Raw genomic sequence first — 17,280 nt, 5'->3', positions numbered from 1 at the left:
GGCGATCTCACAGTGCCACCCCCGACCGTGTGCGGACAGTGTTACCGAGCCCTGACGTCGGGCGGTGCGCCGCGAAACACGTCGTCCCTAGCGTTCGAGACGTCCTGGGGCCCCTCGGCCCCTCCCGGATCGAACGAGGAAGTCCATGACGATCGAGCTCGACACGCCCCGCTCCGCTCCGTCGGCACCGACCCGGGCCGCGACCCCGCCACCGCAGCGTCGCACCGGCCGGTGGATCGACCACTGGGACCCGGAGGACCCCGCCTTCTGGGAGTCGCAGGGACGTCGGGTCGCGCGGCGCAACCTCGCCTGGTCGATCTTCGCCGAGCACCTCGGCTTCTCCGTCTGGCTGTTGTGGAGCGTCACGGCCACCTTCCTCGCCTCGGCCGGCTTCGCGTTCACCCCCCAGCAGCTGTTCTGGCTGGTCGCGGCTCCCAACCTCGTCGGCGCCCTCATCCGGCTGCCCTACACGTTCGCCGTGCCCCGGTTCGGCGCCCGCAACTGGACGGTCGTGAGCGCCCTGCTCCTGCTCGTGCCGACCGGGCTCTTCGCCTGGTTCGTGCAACGGCCGGACACGCCGTACTGGGTCTTCATCGTCATCGCGGCGACGGCCGGCGTCGGAGGCGGGAACTTCGCCTCCTCGATGGCCAGCATCAACTTCTTCTACCCGGCGAGCCGCAAGGGCGCGGCACTCGGTCTCAACGCCGCCGGCGGCAACCTCGGTGTCTCCCTGGTCCAGCTGTTCCTGCCCGTCGTGGTCGGCGGTGCCGGTCTCTTCGGACTCGTGCAGGCCAGCGGCTCCGGGATCGCGCTGGAGCGGGCGGCCTACGTGTGGGGAGGTCTGGCCGTCCTGGCCGCGGCCGGGGCGTTCTTCTTCATGAACAACCTGTCGGTGGCGGCGTCACGACCCCGCGAGCAGCTGCGCGTGGTGACCTACCGGCACACCTGGATCATGGCGCTGCTCTACATCGGCACCTTCGGCTCCTTCATCGGCTTCTCCGCGGCGATGCCCCTGCTCATCAAGATCAACTTCTGGAACCAGCCCGTGCCCGACGTCGTCGGCATCGGCGTCAACGTGGCCTCCTTCGCCTTCCTCGGCGCCCTCGTCGGCTCGATCACCCGACCGTTCGGCGGCTGGCTGGCCGACCGGTTCGGCGGAGCACGGATCACCGTCGTGTCCTTCGCCCTCATGACCGTGGGCACGCTCGCGGTGCTGCTCACCCTCACCCGGCTGACCCCCGTGCCCAAGATCGACCCGACCACCGTCGACCCGGAGACCTTCACCTACCCGACCGCCGTGACGAGCGCGGTGGAGGCCAACGAGCAGGTGTTCTGGTTCTTCCTGGCCGCCTTCCTCTTCGTCTTCGCGGCCTCCGGCGTCGGCAACGGGTCGACCTACCGGATGATCCCCATCATCTGGAAGGTGCAGGCCGAGCAGGCGGGGCCGGAGGGCTCGCCCGAGCGTCGCGCCGCCCTCCTGCGCTCCACGCGCGAGGCATCGGCCGTGCTGGGCATCGTCGGAGCCATCGGTGCGATCGGTGGCTTCCTCATCCCGATGACGTTCGGTGCACCGTGGATCACGGACCCGGTCTCCGCGGTGAAGACGGCCTTCGCCCTGTTCGCGGCGTTCTACGTGGTCTGCCTGGTGGTCACCTGGGCCGTCTACCTGCGGCCGCGGTCCGCTATGGCCCGCGCGAAGGTCTGACGTGCACGACACCCCCAGCCCCATCACCGACACCGACACGCACTGCCCCTACTGCGCCCTGCAGTGCGCGCAGCGGCTCGGCGGCCACCCTCTGGCCGCCGAGCCCCGCGACTTCCCGACGAACCGCGGCGGCATGTGCCAGAAGGGGTGGACGTCGGCGGAGCTGCTGCGCACCCCCGACCGGCTGGTGGAGCCGCTGCGGCGCACGCCCCGGGGGCTTCGACCGGTGAGCTGGGAGGAGGCCCTCGACGACATCGCCGACCGTTCACTCAGCCTCGCCGAGCAGCACGGACCCGATGCGCTCGCGGTGTTCGGCGGGGGCGGTCTCACCAACGAGAAGGCCTACCAGCTCGGCAAGTTCGCACGGCTGGCGCTCCGCACGCGGATGGTCGACTACAACGGGCGGTTCTGCATGTCGTCCGCCGCGGCGGCGGCCAACCGGTCGCTGGGCGTCGACCGCGGTCTGCCGTTCCCGCTCACCGACCTCCGGGACGCCGACGCCGTGCTGCTGCTCGGCAGCAACCTCGCCGACACCATGCCACCGGCCGTCCAGCACCTCGCCGGCGCTCGGGAGCAGGGCGGGCTGGTGGTCGTCGACCCGCGGAGGTCCGCCACGGCTCGCCTGTGCGACGACGGCGCGGGGACCCACCTGCAGCTCGTTCCCGGCACCGACCTGGCGCTCCTGCTCGGCCTGCTGCACGTCGTCCTCGGTGAGGGCCTGGCCGATGCCACCTACCTGCACGAACGCGTGGACGGGGTGGAGGAGGTCCGCCGCTCCGTGGCCTCCTGGTGGCCCGAGCGCGTGGCCTCGGTGACCGGCGTCCCGGAGCCGCAGCTCCGCGCCGTCGCCCGGCGGCTGGCCGACGCCTCCCCGCACCGTGGCGGGCGGGGCGCCTTCGTGCTCACCGGTCGCGGCGCGGAGCAGCACACCGACGGCACCGCGACGGTGTCGGCCGCGATCTCCCTGGCGCTGGCCCTCGGGCTGCCCGGCGCCGAGCGCGGTGGCTACGGCGCCCTCACCGGCCAGGGCAACGGGCAGGGTGGCCGCGAGCACGGGCAGAAGGCGGACCAGCTCCCGGGCTACCGGTCGATCGAGGACCCCGCCGCCCGGGCCCACGTCGCGGGGGTGTGGGGCGTCGACCCCGACGTCATCCCCCGGTCCGGGGTCCCCGCCGTGGAGCTCCTGGCCGGGCTGGGCACCGCGGACGGTCCGCGCGGACTCTTCGTGCACGGGAGCAACCTGGTGGTGAGCGCTCCCCACGCCGGTGCCGTGCGCGAGCGTCTCGCCTCGCTCGACCTGCTCGTCGTGTGCGACGTGGTGCCGTCCGAGACGGCTCTGATGGCCGACTACGTCCTGCCGGTCACGCAGTGGGCCGAGGAGGAGGGGACGATGACGAGCCTCGAGGGTCGCGTGCTGCGGCGCCGACGCGCGGTCACGGCACCGCCCCAGGTCCGCGACGAGCTCTGGATCTGGGCCGAGCTGGCCCAGCGGCTCGACGCGCCGGGCACGTGGTCCACCGAGTCCCGGGAGGTCTTCGACGAGCTCGCCCGTGCCAGTGCCGGTGGACGGGCCGACTACGCGGGCATCACCCACGACCGGCTGGACACGGGCGAGTCCCTGTACTGGCCGTGCCCGGACCCGTCGCACCCCGGGACCCCCCGCCTGTTCACCGAGCGCTTCGCCACGGCGTCGGGACGGGCCACGATGGTGCCGGTCTCCTCCTACGGCCCCGACGACGCCGTCCGCGAGGACGCACCCATCCACCTGGTCACCGGTCGCCTGCTGCAGCACTACCAGTCCGGGGCCCAGACCCGGCGGGTCCCGGCGCTGCGCGAGGCCGCCGGCGAGGCCCACGTCGAGATGCATCCGGCGCTCGCGGCGCGGCTCGGCGTGGACGCCGCGGAGCTGGTCCGGGTGACCTCGACCCGCGGCTCGATGGTCGCCCCGGCACGCCTGACCCGCGACATCCGCCCCGACACCGTCTTCGCGCCCTTCCACTTCTCCGGCGACGGACTCGTGAACGCCGTCACCAACGACGCCACCGACCCGGTCTCGGGGATGCCGGAGTTCAAGGTCTGCGCCGTGACCGTCGAACGGGTCGACCCGGGGGCGGGCGTCCGCCGACCGACCGACGCACCCGCCACGCTGCTGGAGGTCGAGTCGTGAGGATCGTCGTGGTGGGTGCCGGGATGGTGGGCCACCGGTTCGCCTCCGAGGCGGTACGCCTGAGACCGGACGCCGACGTGGTCCTCGTCGGCGAGGAGCCCTACGAGCCGTACAACCGCGTGCTGCTGTCGGAGCTGGTGGCGGGTCGGACCGACCTGGCCGCCCTCACCCTCCCGGCCACCCCCGGCGTCGAGGCGCTGCGGGGCGTGCGTGCGGTCGGTCTCGACCGCGCCGCTCAGCGGCTCACCCTCGACGACGGCACCACGCTGGCGTGGGACCACCTCGTGCTGGCCACCGGCGCACGGGCGCGCACGCTCCCCCTGCCGGGCCTGGACACCGCCGACGGGCCGCCAGTCCCCGGCGTGCACGTGCTGCGGAGCATCGACGACGCCCGCGCCGTCGTCGCGGGTGCCCTGAACGCCGACCGCGCCTGCGTGGTGGGAGCCGGCGCCATCGGGACCGAGGTGGCGTGCGGCCTGCGTCGTCGCGGCCTCGAGGTGACGGTGCTCGCCTCGCGCGACGGCATCCTCGACCGTGACCTCGACGAGCACGTCGCGCAGGTGGCCGGGCGCACGCTCGCCGACCTCGGGGTGCGGCTCGTGCCGCGCGCCAGGATCCGCGGCATCGAGGTGCAGGACGGGCACGTGGCCGCGGCGGTCCTCGGCGACGGCACCCGCGTCGGCACCGACCTGCTGGTGCTGGCCACCGGTTCCGTCCCCCGCACCGAGCTCGCGGCACAGGCCGGCCTCACGGTCCGTCACGGCATCGTCGTGGACGAGGACCTGCGCACGAGCGACCCGAACGTCAGCGCGATCGGCGACTGCGCCGAGACGGCGGACGGCGTCAGCGGCCTGGTTGCTCCCGGCTGGGCCCAGGCCGACGCCCTGGCGGCCCACCTCGTGAGGTCGACGCCCGTGCCGACGCTCGCGGTGACCGGTGCGGCCATGCGGCTCAAGGCCGTGGGCCTGGACGTGGTCACGGCCGGCGTGCGGGCCTCGACCGCCCGGCCCACCGACCGCGTGGTGGCACTCGACGACGGCGGTGCGCGACGGTTCGTGGAGGTGGTCGTGCGTCAGGGCACGCTCATCGGCATGACGTGCGTGGGCGCGCCCGACCTCGCCGCTCGACTCTCCGTGCAGCTCGATCGCCCGGGCATCGCCCCGCCCGACCCGCTGCAGCTGCTCGTGGGCGCACCGGAGGAGCAGGCGGGCTCCCCCACGGCGATGCCGTCGAGCACGACGGTGTGCCGGTGCAACGGCGTGACCAAGGCCGACGTCGTGTCGTCGTGGGACGACGGCTGCTGCACCCTCGACGAGGTCGTCGCGGCCACACGCGCCACGACCGGGTGCGGAGGATGCCGCAGCCTCGTGTGCGGCCTGGTCGACTGGCTGCAGGAGGTCGACCCGCCCGCGCGACCCGCACCGGCACCCACTCCGACGGCGATCTCACGCCCCGCGCCTCAGGAGCGTGAGACAGGTGTTGCAGCCCGGTAACCGTGGACGTCGGACCTCGACACACGGGCTTCGTAGCGTCGACGACATGGAACGCAGCACCCTGGTCGTGGCCGGAGCAGGCATGGTCGCCCGCCGCCTCGTGGAAGCCCTCGTGGAACGAGGTGCCACCGACACGTGGGACGTGGAGGTGTTCGGCGACGAGCCGCACGCACCCTACGACCGGGTCGCGCTCACCAGCTACTTCGACCTCGGGCGACCCGAGGACCTGCTGCTCGGGGACCAGGCCCTCTGGAGCACGCCGGGCGTCACCCTGCACACCGGCGCCCCGGTGCAGTCCGTCGACACCGCGACCCGGACCGTCGTGGCCGGTGGCGAACGGCGTCGCTACGACGCCCTGGTGCTGGCGACCGGGTCGTACGCCGCGGTCCCCCCGGTCGAGGGAGCCGACCTGGCCGGCTGCTTCGTCTACCGCACGATCGAGGACCTCGACTCCCTGCGCACGTGGATCGACGAGCGGTCGTCCGCGCTCGGGCGACCGGTGCGAGGCGCCGTGGTCGGTGGTGGCCTGCTGGGGCTCGAGGCCGCGGGCGCCCTCACGTCGCTCGGCGCCGAGACCACGGTCGTGGAGTTCGCGGACCGCCTCATGCCGGTGCAGGTCGACCCCGGTGGCGGCGAGGCGCTGCGCCGGCTGATCGAGGGTCTCGGCGTCCACGTGCGCACCTCGACCGCGACCTCCCGCGTGGAGGCCGACGACGAGGGTCGTGTCCGCGGCATGGAGTTCGCGTCGGGCGACCGGCTCGACGTCGACGTCGTGGTGTTCGCCACCGGCGTGCGGCCCCGCGACGAGCTCGCCCGGGGCGCCGGGCTCGACGTGCACCCACGGGGTGGTGTGCTCGCCGACGCCGGCTGCCGCACCAGCGATCCCGCCGTGTTCGCGATCGGCGAGGTCGCCTGCGTCGCCGACCGCGTGTGGGGCCTCGTCGGGCCCGGCTACACCATGGCCGAGGTGGTCGCCGACCGGTTGCTCGGCGGGGAGGCCGCGTTCACCGACGCCGACCTGTCCACCAAGCTCAAGCTGCTCGGGGTCGACGTGGCCAGCTTCGGCGACGCGCTCGGCGCGACCCCCGGCAGCCTGGAGGTCGTCTACGCCGACCCCGTCCAGGGCCTCTACAAGAAGCTCGTGCTCAGCGACGACGCGTCCACGCTGCTCGGCGGGGTCCTGGTGGGCGACGCCTCGGCCTACGGCGGCCTGCGGCCACTCGTGGGGCACTCCCTCGGCACCGACCCCACGGGCTGGCTGCTGCCCGAGTCCGCCGAGCGACCCACGGGCGGCGCGCTGCCCGACGAGGCGACCGTGTGCTCGTGCAACAACGTGACGGCCGGTGCCGTGCGCTGCGCCGTCACCGAGCAGGGGTGCACCGACCTGGCCGGGGTGAAGGCCTGCACCAAGGCCGGCACCAGCTGCGGCTCGTGCGTGCCGATGGTCAAGCAGCTGTTCCAGGCCCAGCTGGCCGAGGCCGGCATGGAGGTCAGTGACGACCTCTGCGAGCACTTCTCCCTCAGCCGCGCGCAGCTGTTCGACGTCGTGCGCGTCAGCGGGATCCGCACCTTCAGCGAGCTGGTGGCCCGCCACGGCCGTGGTCGCGGCTGCGACGTGTGCCGACCGGTCGCGGCCTCGATCCTGGCCTCGCTCTACCAGGAGCACGTCCTCGACGGCGAGGGCGCGGCGCTGCAGGACACGAACGACCACGTGATGGCCAACATGCAGAAGGACGGCACCTACTCGGTGGTCCCGCGCATCCCCGGCGGCGAGGTGACCCCCGAGGGGCTGATCGTCATCGGCGAGGTCGCGAAGGACTTCGGCCTGTACACCAAGATCACCGGCGGCCAGCGGATCGACCTGTTCGGGGCGCGGATCGAGCAGCTGCCCGCCATCTGGTCGCGTCTGGTCGACGCCGGGTTCGAGTCCGGGCACGCCTACGGCAAGTCGCTGCGCACCGTGAAGTCCTGCGTCGGGTCCACGTGGTGCCGCTTCGGCGTGCAGGACTCCGTCGGCCTCGCGATCGCCCTCGAGCTGCGGTACCGCGGGCTCCGCTCGCCCCACAAGATCAAGCTCGGCGTGTCCGGCTGCGCGCGTGAGTGCGCTGAGGCGCGCGGCAAGGACGTCGGCGTGATCGCCACCGACCAGGGCTGGAACATGTACGTCGGCGGCAACGGCGGGTTCACGCCCCGGCACGCCCGGCTTTTCGCCGAGGACCTCACGACCGAGCAGCTGGTCCGTGCCATCGACCGGTTCCTCATGTACTACGTGCGCACGGCCGACCGGCTCCAGCGCACCGCACCCTGGGTCGAGTCGGTCGAGGGCGGCCTCGACGCCGTGCGTGCCGTCGTGATGGACGACGCCCTCGGCATCGCCGCCGACCTCGACGCGGCCATGGACGCCCACGTCGGGGGCTACCGCGACGAGTGGGCGGCCACGCTCGAGGACCCGGAGAAGCTCCGCAAGTTCGCCTCGTTCGTCAACGCCCCCGACGTCGCCGACCCCGACCTGGCCTACGTGCCCGAGCGCGGCCAGAAGCGACCGGCGTCGCCGGCCGAGCGCGGCGTCGTCATCGCCGGCGACACCTTGCCCGTCCGCACCGCAGGAGGCCCTCTGTGACCACGTCCCTCGTCCCGACGCAGACCACGACGGCCCACGCCGTGTGCCGCGTCGACGACCTGCACCCCGACCGCGGGGCCGCCGCGCTGGTCGACGGCCACCAGGTCGCGCTCTTCCTGCTCGCCGACACCGGTGAGGTGCTGGCGGTCTCCCACCGCGACCCGTTCACCGGCGCGAACGTGATGGCCCGTGGGCTCGTCGGGTCGCGGGGTGAGGCCGCCACCGTCGCCTCGCCGCTGCACAAGCAGACCTTCGACCTGCGCACCGGCCGGTGCCTCGACGACCCCGACGTGTCCATCGCCACCTGGCCCGTCTCGGTCGTCGAGGGCGTCGTGCACGTGCTGATCGACCAGACTGGGTGACCGTGAACGTCCTTCGACCCGTCCTCGCCGGCACCGCGGTGCTCGTCACCGCCCAGCGCCGGGCCGAGGAGCTCGCCGGCGCCCTGCAACGGCGGGGGGCCGAGGTCACGACGGCGTCGTCGCTCGGCGTGGAGTCACACATCGACGAGGCCGGTCTGCTCGCCGAGACCCGCCGACTGCTCGCGGACCCGCCGGACGTCCTGGTCGTCACGACCGGCATCGGCTTCCGTGGCTGGCTGGACACCGCAGAGGCCTCGGGCGTGGGGCACGACCTGGTCGAGGCGCTGGGCCAGACCCGCATCGTGGCCCGGGGGCCGAAGGCCCGGGGTGCCCTCCAGGCCGCGGGACTCACCCCGGACTGGGTCGCGGAGTCCGAGACGTCCGCCGAGATCGTCACGCTGCTCCTCACCGAGGGCGTGTCGGGTCTCCACGTGGCGGTGCAGCACCACGGGGCCGGTGACGACGGCATCGAGTCGGCGTTGCAGGACGCGGGCGCGACCACCACCACGCTCGTCGTCTACCGGTGGGGCCCACCCCCCGACCCCGAGGCCGTCGAGCGCTCCGTCCGCATCGCCACCTGCGGCGGGTTCGACGCCGTCGTCTTCACCTCGGCGCCGGGCGCCTCGGCGTGGTTCGAGGTGGTCGAGCGGCAGGACGGTCTCGACGCGTTGCAGCACCTGGTCGCGGCGCGGCGGCTGACGCTCGCCGCGGTCGGACCCGTGACGGCCGACCCCCTGATGACGCGCGGCTTCCGCCCGCTCGTGCCGGAGCGCTCGCGCCTCGGCGCCCTCGTCCGTGAGCTGATCGTGCACCTCGGTGAGGACGCCGCCGCGATCGAGGTGCCGGACGGACAGCTCCGCCTGCACGCCACGACCGCCACCCTGGACCACACGATCCTGCCCGTCTCGCCGAGCGGGCTCGCCGTGCTGCGGCTCCTTGCCGAGAAGCCCGGCAGCGTCTGCACGCGCGAGCAGCTGCTCGACGTACTGCCCGGGGACTCGCGCGACCCCCACACCGCCGAGATGGCCGTGGCCCGGCTTCGCGACGCGGTCGGCCGGTCGACCATCCGCACCGTCGTCAAGCGCGGCTACCGCCTCGCGGTCGAGGAGGACACATGAGACCCGCGCTCGTCGCCACGTCCCACGGGACGTCGAGCCCCCAGGGCCGCAGGGCCGTGGCCGCCCTGGTCGAGGCGGTCCGGCAGCGGCTGCCGCACGTGGAGGTCCTCGACGCGTTCGTCGACGTGCAGGAGCCGTCCCCGGACACGGTGACGGCCCGGCTGCGACGGCCGGCCGTGGTCGTGCCGCTGCTCCTCGCGCCGGGGTTCCACGCGCGGGTGGACATCGCCCGCGCGGCGAGCGTTCCCGGCGCCTCGGCGGCTCCCACCCTGGCCCCGGACGGCCGTGTCGTCACCGTGCTCGTCCGACGGCTCCTCGAGGCCGGGACGTGCGACGACGACGTCGTCGTCATGGCGTCGGCCGGCTCGAGCGACGAAGACGCCCGGGCCTGCTTCGAGGAGGTGGCCCGCGACCTCAGTGCCGCCATCGGCCAGATCGTGCCGGTCGGCTACGTGGGCGGCACCGGACGACCGCTCGACGACGTGGTCGCCGACGCACGCGCCGGCGGGATCGACCGACGCGTCGTCGTCTCCTCGTTGCTGATGGCACCGGGCTTCTTCCACGACCGCATCGCCCACGCCGACGTCGACGTGGTGGCCCGGCCGCTGCTCGACGACGGTCCGGTCGACACCCGGCTCGTCGACCTCGTGCTGGAGCGGTACTCCGATGCCGTGGCTCAGGGGGCGTGGAGCGGCACGGGCTGACCGGCGCGCATCTCCTCCACGAGCGACGCGACGACCGCGTCGAGGCGACCGTCGTGCGCGGCGGCGACCCTGCGCTGGCGCTCGTACGACGGCCCGCGTCGGACGATCTCGTCGATGCCGGCCAGCTCGTCGGTGCAGCCGAGCCGCTCGGCGACGGGCTCGAGCGTGACGAGCAGCCGGGCGAGGTCGGCCGTGACGAGGTCCTCGTGGGCGTGCTGGTCGAGGATGAGCCAGGAGTCCATGCCGTACCGCGCGGACCGCCACTTGTTCTCCTGGGCGAACCACGGCGGCAGGTCGGGCAGGTCGTGACCGGCGTCGAGCTCGCTCGAGAAGTGCTCGACCAGGCAGTGGGTGAGCGCGGAGATGCTCATCAGCTCGCTCATCGTGGGGATGCCGTCGCACACGCGGACCTCGAGCGTCCCGAACTTCGGGGACGGACGCAGGTCCCAGCGGATCTCGTCGAAGACGTCGATCACGCCGGTCGTGGTCAGGTCCTGCGCGTAGTGCTCCAGCTCGGACCACTCCTGGAAGTGGAACGGCAGCCCCGCCGTCGGGAGCTGCTGGAACATGAGGGCCCGGTTGGAGGCGTATCCCGTGGCCTTGCCGCCCCAGAACGGCGAGGACGCGCTGAGTGCCTGCAGGTGTCCGTAGTACGCGAGCATCGCGTTGCTGATGGGCAGCACCTTGTCGCGGTCCTCGATGCCCACGTGCACGTGCACGCCGTAGATCAGCATCTGACGGCCCCACCACTGCGTGCGGTCGATGAGCGTCGCGTAGCGCTCCTGGTCGGTGACCTTCTGGTTGTCCCAGCGGGCGAACGGGTGGGTGCCGGCGCACATCAGCTCGACCCGGAGGGGGTCGGTCACGGTGCGGATCTCGTCGATCGCCTCCTGCAGGTCGGCACCGGCCTCGGCCACGGTCCGTCGCGGCCTGGACACCACCTCGACCGTGTTGAGGAGCAGCTCCTGACGGATGAGCGGGTGCTGACCCCCTCCCGCTGGGGCGACGGCGTCGAGCACCGTCTGCGCGACCTGGCGCAGGTCGCCGGAGTCGGCGTCGACGAGGGCGAGCTCCCACTCGATCCCGACGGACGAGCGCTCGGAGCGCGCGAAGGGAAGATCCACCCCCTCATCCTGCCCCAGGACGACGGCCGAGGCCTTATCGTCCCAGCATGCGCGACGTGAGCGGGGCCTGGCGGTCCGACCACCCGTGGGCGGTCGTGTACGACAAGGTCAGCGGTGACCCGCGGCTCGGTGCGCTCCTGTGGCGCGTGGGCGTCGGCTCGAGCGTCGACGAGCTGCACCGGCGGGCCCGCCGCGAGCTGACCGCTCTCCCGCCCGGGTCGACGGTCCTCGACGTGCCTTGCGGCGGGGGCGTGGCCCTGCGCGACGTCCCACCGGACGCGGCGCTGCAGTACGTCGCCGCCGACATCTCCCCCGCCATGCTCGACCGCACGCGTCGCGAGGCCGAGCGACTCGGCCTGCCCGGCGCGGGCCCGCTCGCCGTGCGGACGCGCGAGGCCGACGTGCAGGACCTCGACGACGCCGACGACACCTACGACCTCGTGCTCGCCTTCACGAGCCTGCACTGCTTCCCCGACCCGGAGGCCGCCGTGCACGAGCTGGCCCGGGTGCTCAAGCCCGGCGGACGCATCGTCGTGAGCGTGTTCTGCTCCGACGCCGGCCTGCGGTTCGTCCCGGTCCACCTCGCCGGTCGCGCGGTCGGGGTGCTCGGCCCCGGGGTCCGGCGCGGCGACGTCCGCCGGTGGCTCGTGGAGGCCGGCTTCGTGGACCTGCGGCTGGACCAGGCCGGTGGACTCACGTACGCCGACGCCACCCTCGCCTGATCCCGGACGGCCGGCCGCCGACCGCGCACCACGGTGTCCTCCGCGGTGCATAGAGTGGGCGGCATGCCCGGAACCAACCTGACCCGTGAAGAAGCGACCGAGCGCGCAGGCCTCGTCTCCACCGACCACTACGTCGTCGAGCTCGACCTCACCACGGGCGAGGAGCGCTTCGGCTCCACCACGACCCTGCGGTTCGGCGCGGTCCCGGGCTCGTCGACCTTCGTCGACCTGGTCGGCGCCGAGATCGGCGCCATCACGCTCAACGGCACCTCGCTCGACCCGGCCACCTACGCGGACAGCCGCATCCCGCTGCCCGACCTGAAGGCCGAGAACGAGCTGGTCGTCGAGGCGACGTGCGCCTACTCCCACTCCGGCGAGGGCCTGCACCGCTTCGTCGACCCCGTCGACGACCGCGTGTACCTGTACACCCAGTTCGAGGTCCCGGACGCGCGCCGGGTCTTCGCGACCTTCGAGCAGCCCGACCTCAAGGCCACCTTCGACTTCCGCGTCACGGCCCCGTCGCACTGGGCGGTCGTGTCCAACTCCCCCGTCGCCGAGACCATCGAGGTCTCCGAGGGCGCCAGCACCCGGGTGTTCGAGACCACCAAGACCATGTCGACCTACATCACCGCCCTCGTGGCCGGCGAGTACCACGGCGTCGAGGACGTCTACGTCGGCGAGTACGGCGAGATCCCGCTGGGCGTCTGGTGCCGCCAGTCCCTCGTCGAGCACCTCGACGCCGACGACATCCTGCTCGTCACCAAGCAGGGCTTCGCGTTCTTCGAGGACGCGTTCCAGATGGCGTACCCCTTCGGCAAGTACGACCAGCTCTTCGTGCCGGAGTACAACATGGGCGCGATGGAGAACGCGGGATGCGTGACCTTCCGCGACGAGATGATCTTCCGCAGCCGGCAGACCGTCGCCGCCTACGAGCAGCGGGCCAACACGATCCTGCACGAGATGGCGCACATGTGGTTCGGCGACCTCGTGACCATGAAGTGGTGGGACGACCTCTGGCTGAACGAGTCGTTCGCCGAGTTCGCCGCGCACCACTCGTCGGTCGAGGCCACCCGCTTCACCGACGCGTGGACCGGCTTCACCAACAACCGCAAGAACTGGGCCTACCGCCAGGACCAGCTGCCGTCGACGCACCCCATCGCCGCCGACAACTACGACCTGCACGCGGTCGAGGCCAACTTCGACGGCATCACCTACGCGAAGGGCGCCTCGAGCCTCAAGCAGCTCGTGGCCTGGGTGGGGGTCGACGACTTCTTCGCCGGCCTGCGCTCGTACTTCACCAAGCACGCCTACGGCAACACCACGCTGCAGGACCTCCTCGTCGAGCTGCAGGAGGCCTCGGGCCGCGAGCTCGACTCGTGGGCGGCGGAGTGGCTGCAGACGTCGGGCGTCAACACGCTGCGCGCACGCTTCGAGACCGGCGACGACGGCACGTTCACCTCCTTCGCCGTCGAGCAGACCGCGATCGAGGAGTACCCCACGCTGCGTCGCCACCGCATCGCCATCGGCCTCTACGACGTCGTCGACGGCCGGTTCGTGCGCACCGAGCGCATCGAGACCGACGTGCGGGGCGAGCTCACCGAGGTCCCCGAGCTCGTCGGCCTGCGTCGGCCCGCCCTGGTGCTCCTCAACGACGACGACCTCACCTACGCCAAGATCCGCCTCGACGAGCAGTCGTTCGCCCAGCTGGTCGAGCACGACATGGCCTTCACCGAATCGCTGCCACGGGCCCTCTGCTGGGGCTCGGCGTGGGACATGACGCGCGACGCAGAGCTGCCCTCGGCCGACTTCGTGTCGCTCGTGCTGGCCGGCGTCGGCTCCGAGACCGACCTCACGGCCGTCGCCTCGCTGCTGCGCCAGGGCCAGTCCGCGGTCAACCTGTACACCTCCGACGAGGACCGCCCGCCACTCGCCGAACGCTGGGAGACCGGCGTGCGCGCCCTCCTCGAGGCGGCGGAGCCGGGCAGCGACCACCAGCTGGCGTTCGTGCGCGGCTACGCCGCCGCGACCACGTCGGCCGAGCAGGTGCGTGCCCTGCTGGACGACGGCCTGCCGGGGCTCGACGTCGACACCGACCTGCGCTGGACGTTCGTGACCGCCCTCGCCCGCCTGGGCGCGGCCGACGAGGCCGACATCACGGCCGAGCTGGAGCGCGACAACACCATCTCCGGCCGTGAGCGCGCCGCCGCCGCGCGCGCCATCCGTCCCACGGCCGAGGCCAAGGAAGCGGCCTGGCAGGCCGCGGTGGTCGACGAGTCGACCCCCAACGAGACCCGTCGCCAGACGGCGTCGGCGTTCCAGGTCTCGGGGCAGGGCGACGTGCTGGAGCCCTACGTGCAGCGCTACCTCGAGATGGCCGAGTCGGTCATCGAGGACAAGGGCGTCTGGATCGGGCAGGTGGCGCTGGTCTACCTGTTCCCGCTCGCCAACCCCGCGCCGTCCACCCTGGACGCGGTCGACGCGTGGCTCGGCTCCACCGAGGCCTCGGCCGCGGCCAAGCGCTACGTGAGCGAGGGTCGCGACGACCTCGCCCGCGCCCTGCGCGCCCGCGCCCCCCGCTGACCGCGGCCGGGAGATTCCCAGGTCGACCTGGGAATCTCCCGCCACGCACGAAGAGCTCAGCCGCGCACGGGAAGCAAGCCATGCGTCCCTGCGATTCCCAGGACGACCTGGGAATCTGCGCGACGGGTCGGAGCGGGTGCGGTCGCTCCGCGATTCCCATCAGCTGATGGGAACGCCGCACTCCCCATGGCGGGCACGCCATGGGGAGTGGGTGAGAACGCAGGTGGGTTCGTGATTCCCATCAGCTGATGGGAATCACCGAGCCGGCTGGGCTCAGTGGTGGGCGGCCTCGTTGCCCGGAGCCACCTCGAGGTCGGTGGACGGCGCCGGGGGCACGTAGTTGTTGCGCGCCGTGAGGAGACCGAAGAGCGACACGACCACGAAGAGGCCGACGGTGCCGCCGCCGAACAGCAGCAGCCACTCGAGCGTGCTGCGCTCGGGGGCCGCAGGCCAGGCCTCGGAGGCCGGCGAGTCGGCCCAGGCGGTGGCAGAGGTCGTGCCGAGCACCACGAGCGTGGAGACGACGACGGCGAGGATGCGCGCGGGAGCCTTCATGGCCACCATCGTATCGCCCGTAGGCTGGAGGCATGCTCGGCCTCGACGTGAACCTTCCCCAGTCCTGGACGTGGGAGTCCCTCACCACCAGCGGGACCCGCATCGTCGCGATCATCGCCCTGGCGCTGCTGCTGCGCTGGGTCGCTCGCCGGGCCATCGGTCGCATCGTCAAGAAGACCGGCGAGGGCCAGGTCCCCGGCGCCATCGCGAACACCCGCGCCGGCGCCATCCTGGCGGACATGCGCCCCGGCGCGGGCGAGCGACGCAAGCAGCGGGCCCAGGCGATGGGAGACCTGCTCGGCTCCATCGTCGGCCTGGTCATCGCCGGTGTCGCGTTCGTCATGATCCTCGACGTCGTGGGCGTCCCCATCGCGCCGCTGCTCACCAGCGCCGGCATCGTGGGCATCGCGCTCGGCTTCGGCGCCCAGACGTTGGTGAAGGACTACCTCGCCGGCGTCTCGATGATCCTGGAGGACCAGTACGGCGTGGGCGACTCCGTCGACCTCGGCGAGGCCAGCGGGATCGTCGAGGCGGTGGGCCTACGCATCACACGGCTGCGCGACGTCAACGGCACCGTCTGGTACGTCCGCAACGGCGAGATCCTGCGGGTCGGCAACCAGAGCCAGAACTGGGCCCGCACGGTCCTCGACGTGACCGTCGCCTACGACTCCGACCTCGACGTCGTGCAGGCGATCCTGGCCGAGGAGGCGGAGGCGATGTACCACGAGGAGCGCTTCGCCGGAGTGATCATCGAGGAGCCCGAGGTGTGGGGCGTCGAGCGCTTCGACAAGGACGGCGTGGTCGTGCGCGTCGTGCTCAAGACCGCGCCGCTGCAGCAGTGGCTGGTGGCCCGCACCCTGCGTCAGCGCGTGAAGCGGCGCTTCGACCAGTCCGGCATCCGCATCCCGTCCACGGCGGCGGTCCCGTTCGAAAGGACCACCGAGTGAGCTCGTTCTACGACGAGATCGGCGGTCACGCCACGATCGAACGCATCGTCGACGTGTTCTACGCGGGCGTGGCCACCGACGAGCTGCTGCGCCCGATGTACCCCGAGGAGGACCTCGGCCCCGCGGCGGAGCGGTTCACGCTGTTCCTCGAGCAGTACTGGGGCGGGCCCACCACCTACAGCAACACCCGCGGACACCCACGACTGCGGATGCGGCACGCCCCGTTCGCCGTCACCATGGCCGCGCGCGACCGGTGGCTGCACCACTTCCGGGCCGGGCTCGACGCCGTGCAGCTCACGCCCGAGCAGGACGCCCAGTTCTGGGCCTACGTGCAGCACGCGGCGACGTTCATGGTCAACACCGCCGACGAGCCCTCACCCGACCAGGCCTCACCCGGACTCACGCCCACCGTTCGACGCGGCGCAGGACCGGTCAGCGAGGGCTGAGCTGCTCGGTCAGCACGGCGCGCTCGTCGTCGTCGAGGACGCGTGAGCGCTGCGCCTGGAGGTCGAAGCCGACCAGCACGGCCTCGGCCCGTCCGCGCCGCCCCTCGTCGAAGAGCGTCGTGACCGTGAAGGACGAGCGGCCCACCCGCGTGACGACTGTCCGGGCCGGGTACGGCTCGCGCTGCCACGCGAAGGGCTCACCGAGCGTGAGGTCGACCTGGGCGACCACGAAGCGTGCGGCGCCACCGGTGCCACCGGCGCCCCGCACCCGTGCCACCGAGGCGATGCGCGCCTCCTGGGCGTACTCGAACACCGCGATCGGCGTGGCCACGTCGCCCGACCCGAGGTCGCTGCGCCGGACCGCCACGTCGTAGCCCTCTCCCCCGCCCGGCACGTCGCCGTCGGGCGCCGGGGCGTCCGACCACGTGACCCGCGCGAAGGGCGACGCGCTGGTGGCGGGAGCGATCTCCTGCACCAGCCGACTGCCGTCATCGGTGGACGTCACGCGCAGCGGCGTCCGGCTGAGCAGCAGGGGGCGCAGGAACTCCACGGAGATCGAGCGGGCCGTGCGGTCGGCCAGCTCACCGGCGGCCACGTGCACGGCGCGCGCCTCGGAGGCGTAGTCGAGGTACACGACGTTGTTGACGTGGCTCAGCTCGTCGAGATCGGCCCAGCGCATGGGCAGCTCGTGCTCGAGCCGGGTCGGGTCATGAAGCGGGTTCGACACCCGTCGATGC

14 protein-coding genes are annotated in these 17,280 nt (G+C 72.7%); 11 read left to right on the top strand and 3 right to left on the bottom strand.

The annotated features are described in order from the left end of the window. The first annotated feature begins 145 nt into the window (after positions 1 to 145). Genes ASF35_RS07460 through ASF35_RS07430 form a run of 7 tightly spaced genes read left to right on the top strand, consistent with a single transcriptional unit; the run spans position 146 to position 10,169 of the window. Positions 146 to 1,705 (top strand): MFS transporter, encoded by a 1,560-nt coding sequence (locus ASF35_RS07460; protein ID WP_055964958.1) that lies wholly within the window; start codon positions 146 to 148, stop codon positions 1,703 to 1,705. 1 nt (position 1,706) lies between these two features. Continuing rightward, entirely contained in the window at positions 1,707 to 3,872 is a 2,166-nt protein-coding gene (locus ASF35_RS07455) for a molybdopterin oxidoreductase family protein (protein WP_235499121.1), read from the top strand. Further along, positions 3,869 to 5,365: an FAD-dependent oxidoreductase gene (locus tag ASF35_RS07450; RefSeq protein WP_055964955.1), complete on the top strand. Its 1,497-nt coding sequence runs from the start codon at positions 3,869 to 3,871 to the stop codon at positions 5,363 to 5,365. The genes ASF35_RS07455 and ASF35_RS07450 overlap by 4 nt, the downstream gene beginning before the upstream one ends. Positions 5,366 to 5,411: 46 nt before the next feature. Continuing rightward, the gene (nirB, locus tag ASF35_RS07445) at positions 5,412 to 7,985 is read left to right on the top strand and encodes a nitrite reductase large subunit NirB (RefSeq protein ID WP_055964951.1); all 2,574 of its coding nucleotides are present in this window, start codon (positions 5,412 to 5,414) and stop codon (positions 7,983 to 7,985) included. Then, complete coding sequence (nirD, locus tag ASF35_RS07440) at positions 7,982 to 8,347, top strand: nitrite reductase small subunit NirD (RefSeq protein WP_055964946.1); 366 nt, start codon at positions 7,982 to 7,984, stop codon at positions 8,345 to 8,347. Before nirB ends, nirD begins: the two co-directional genes overlap by 4 nt. 2 nt (positions 8,348 to 8,349) lie before the next feature. Then, positions 8,350 to 9,465, top strand: coding sequence for a uroporphyrinogen-III synthase (locus tag ASF35_RS07435; RefSeq protein WP_235499120.1), 1,116 nt, complete (start codon positions 8,350 to 8,352; stop codon positions 9,463 to 9,465). Continuing rightward, positions 9,462 to 10,169, top strand: coding sequence for a sirohydrochlorin chelatase (locus tag ASF35_RS07430; protein WP_055964940.1), 708 nt, complete (start codon positions 9,462 to 9,464; stop codon positions 10,167 to 10,169). The genes ASF35_RS07435 and ASF35_RS07430 overlap by 4 nt, the downstream gene beginning before the upstream one ends. Here the strand turns inward: ASF35_RS07430 and ASF35_RS07425 are convergent. Continuing rightward, positions 10,142 to 11,293 carry a glutamate--cysteine ligase gene (locus tag ASF35_RS07425; protein WP_055964937.1) on the bottom strand — a complete coding sequence of 384 codons (1,152 nt, stop codon included), beginning with the start codon at positions 11,291 to 11,293 and terminating at the stop codon, positions 10,142 to 10,144. The two genes, ASF35_RS07430 and ASF35_RS07425, sit on opposite strands and share 28 nt — an antisense overlap. 47 nt (positions 11,294 to 11,340) lie before the next feature. On the opposite strand from ASF35_RS07425, the gene ASF35_RS07420 reads away from it, so the two are divergent. Both ASF35_RS07420 and pepN read left to right on the top strand, forming a co-directional pair. Continuing rightward, entirely contained in the window at positions 11,341 to 12,015 is a 675-nt protein-coding gene (locus ASF35_RS07420) for a class I SAM-dependent methyltransferase (protein WP_055964934.1), read from the top strand. A 63-nt stretch (positions 12,016 to 12,078) separates the two neighbouring features. Beyond that, the gene (gene pepN / locus ASF35_RS07415) at positions 12,079 to 14,595 is read left to right on the top strand and encodes an aminopeptidase N (protein ID WP_055966340.1); all 2,517 of its coding nucleotides are present in this window, start codon (positions 12,079 to 12,081) and stop codon (positions 14,593 to 14,595) included. Between the two features lie 273 nt (positions 14,596 to 14,868). Here pepN and ASF35_RS07410 read toward each other — a convergent pair whose 3' ends face one another. Further along, a complete protein-coding gene (locus ASF35_RS07410; RefSeq protein WP_156364703.1) occupies positions 14,869 to 15,150 on the bottom strand; it encodes a hypothetical protein in 282 nt (93 codons plus the stop codon). Positions 15,151 to 15,182: 32 nt separating this feature from the next. Here ASF35_RS07410 and ASF35_RS07405 point away from each other — a divergent pair, with 32 nt between their 5' ends. Further along, on the top strand, positions 15,183 to 16,097 hold the full coding sequence (locus tag ASF35_RS07405; protein ID WP_055964929.1) for a mechanosensitive ion channel family protein: 915 nt from the start codon (positions 15,183 to 15,185) through the stop codon (positions 16,095 to 16,097). Next, entirely contained in the window at positions 16,094 to 16,543 is a 450-nt protein-coding gene (locus ASF35_RS07400; RefSeq protein ID WP_082480684.1) for a globin, read from the top strand. The genes ASF35_RS07405 and ASF35_RS07400 overlap by 4 nt, the downstream gene beginning before the upstream one ends. On the opposite strand, the gene ASF35_RS18005 is transcribed toward ASF35_RS07400, so the two are convergent. Beyond that, positions 16,530 to 17,270 carry an acyl-ACP thioesterase domain-containing protein gene (locus tag ASF35_RS18005; RefSeq protein ID WP_055964926.1) on the bottom strand — a complete coding sequence of 247 codons (741 nt, stop codon included), beginning with the start codon at positions 17,268 to 17,270 and terminating at the stop codon, positions 16,530 to 16,532. The two genes, ASF35_RS07400 and ASF35_RS18005, sit on opposite strands and share 14 nt — an antisense overlap. Between the last annotated feature and the right edge of the window lie 10 nt (positions 17,271 to 17,280).

Origin of the sequence: Aeromicrobium sp. Leaf291 (genome assembly GCF_001423365.1) — a bacterium.
Taxonomy (GTDB): Bacteria; Actinomycetota; Actinomycetes; order Propionibacteriales; family Nocardioidaceae; genus Aeromicrobium.
Note: the sequence above shows the minus strand (reverse complement) of the source record. Positions and strands in the feature narration are given on the sequence as shown.

What these genes read in the sequence shown, in the direction of transcription:
- ASF35_RS07430 (WP_055964940.1), top strand. Translation starts at nt 9,462, where the DNA reads ATGAGACCCGCGCTCGTCGCCACGTCCCACGGGACGTCGAGCCCCCAG.
- nirB (WP_055964951.1), top strand. Translation starts at nt 5,412, where the DNA reads ATGGAACGCAGCACCCTGGTCGTGGCCGGAGCAGGCATGGTCGCCCGC.
- ASF35_RS07460 (WP_055964958.1), top strand. Translation starts at nt 146, where the DNA reads ATGACGATCGAGCTCGACACGCCCCGCTCCGCTCCGTCGGCACCGACC.
- pepN (WP_055966340.1), top strand. Translation starts at nt 12,079, where the DNA reads ATGCCCGGAACCAACCTGACCCGTGAAGAAGCGACCGAGCGCGCAGGC.
- ASF35_RS07410 (WP_156364703.1), bottom strand. Translation starts at nt 15,150, where the DNA reads ATGAAGGCTCCCGCGCGCATCCTCGCCGTCGTCGTCTCCACGCTCGTG.
- ASF35_RS07405 (WP_055964929.1), top strand. Translation starts at nt 15,183, where the DNA reads ATGCTCGGCCTCGACGTGAACCTTCCCCAGTCCTGGACGTGGGAGTCC.
- ASF35_RS07420 (WP_055964934.1), top strand. Translation starts at nt 11,341, where the DNA reads ATGCGCGACGTGAGCGGGGCCTGGCGGTCCGACCACCCGTGGGCGGTC.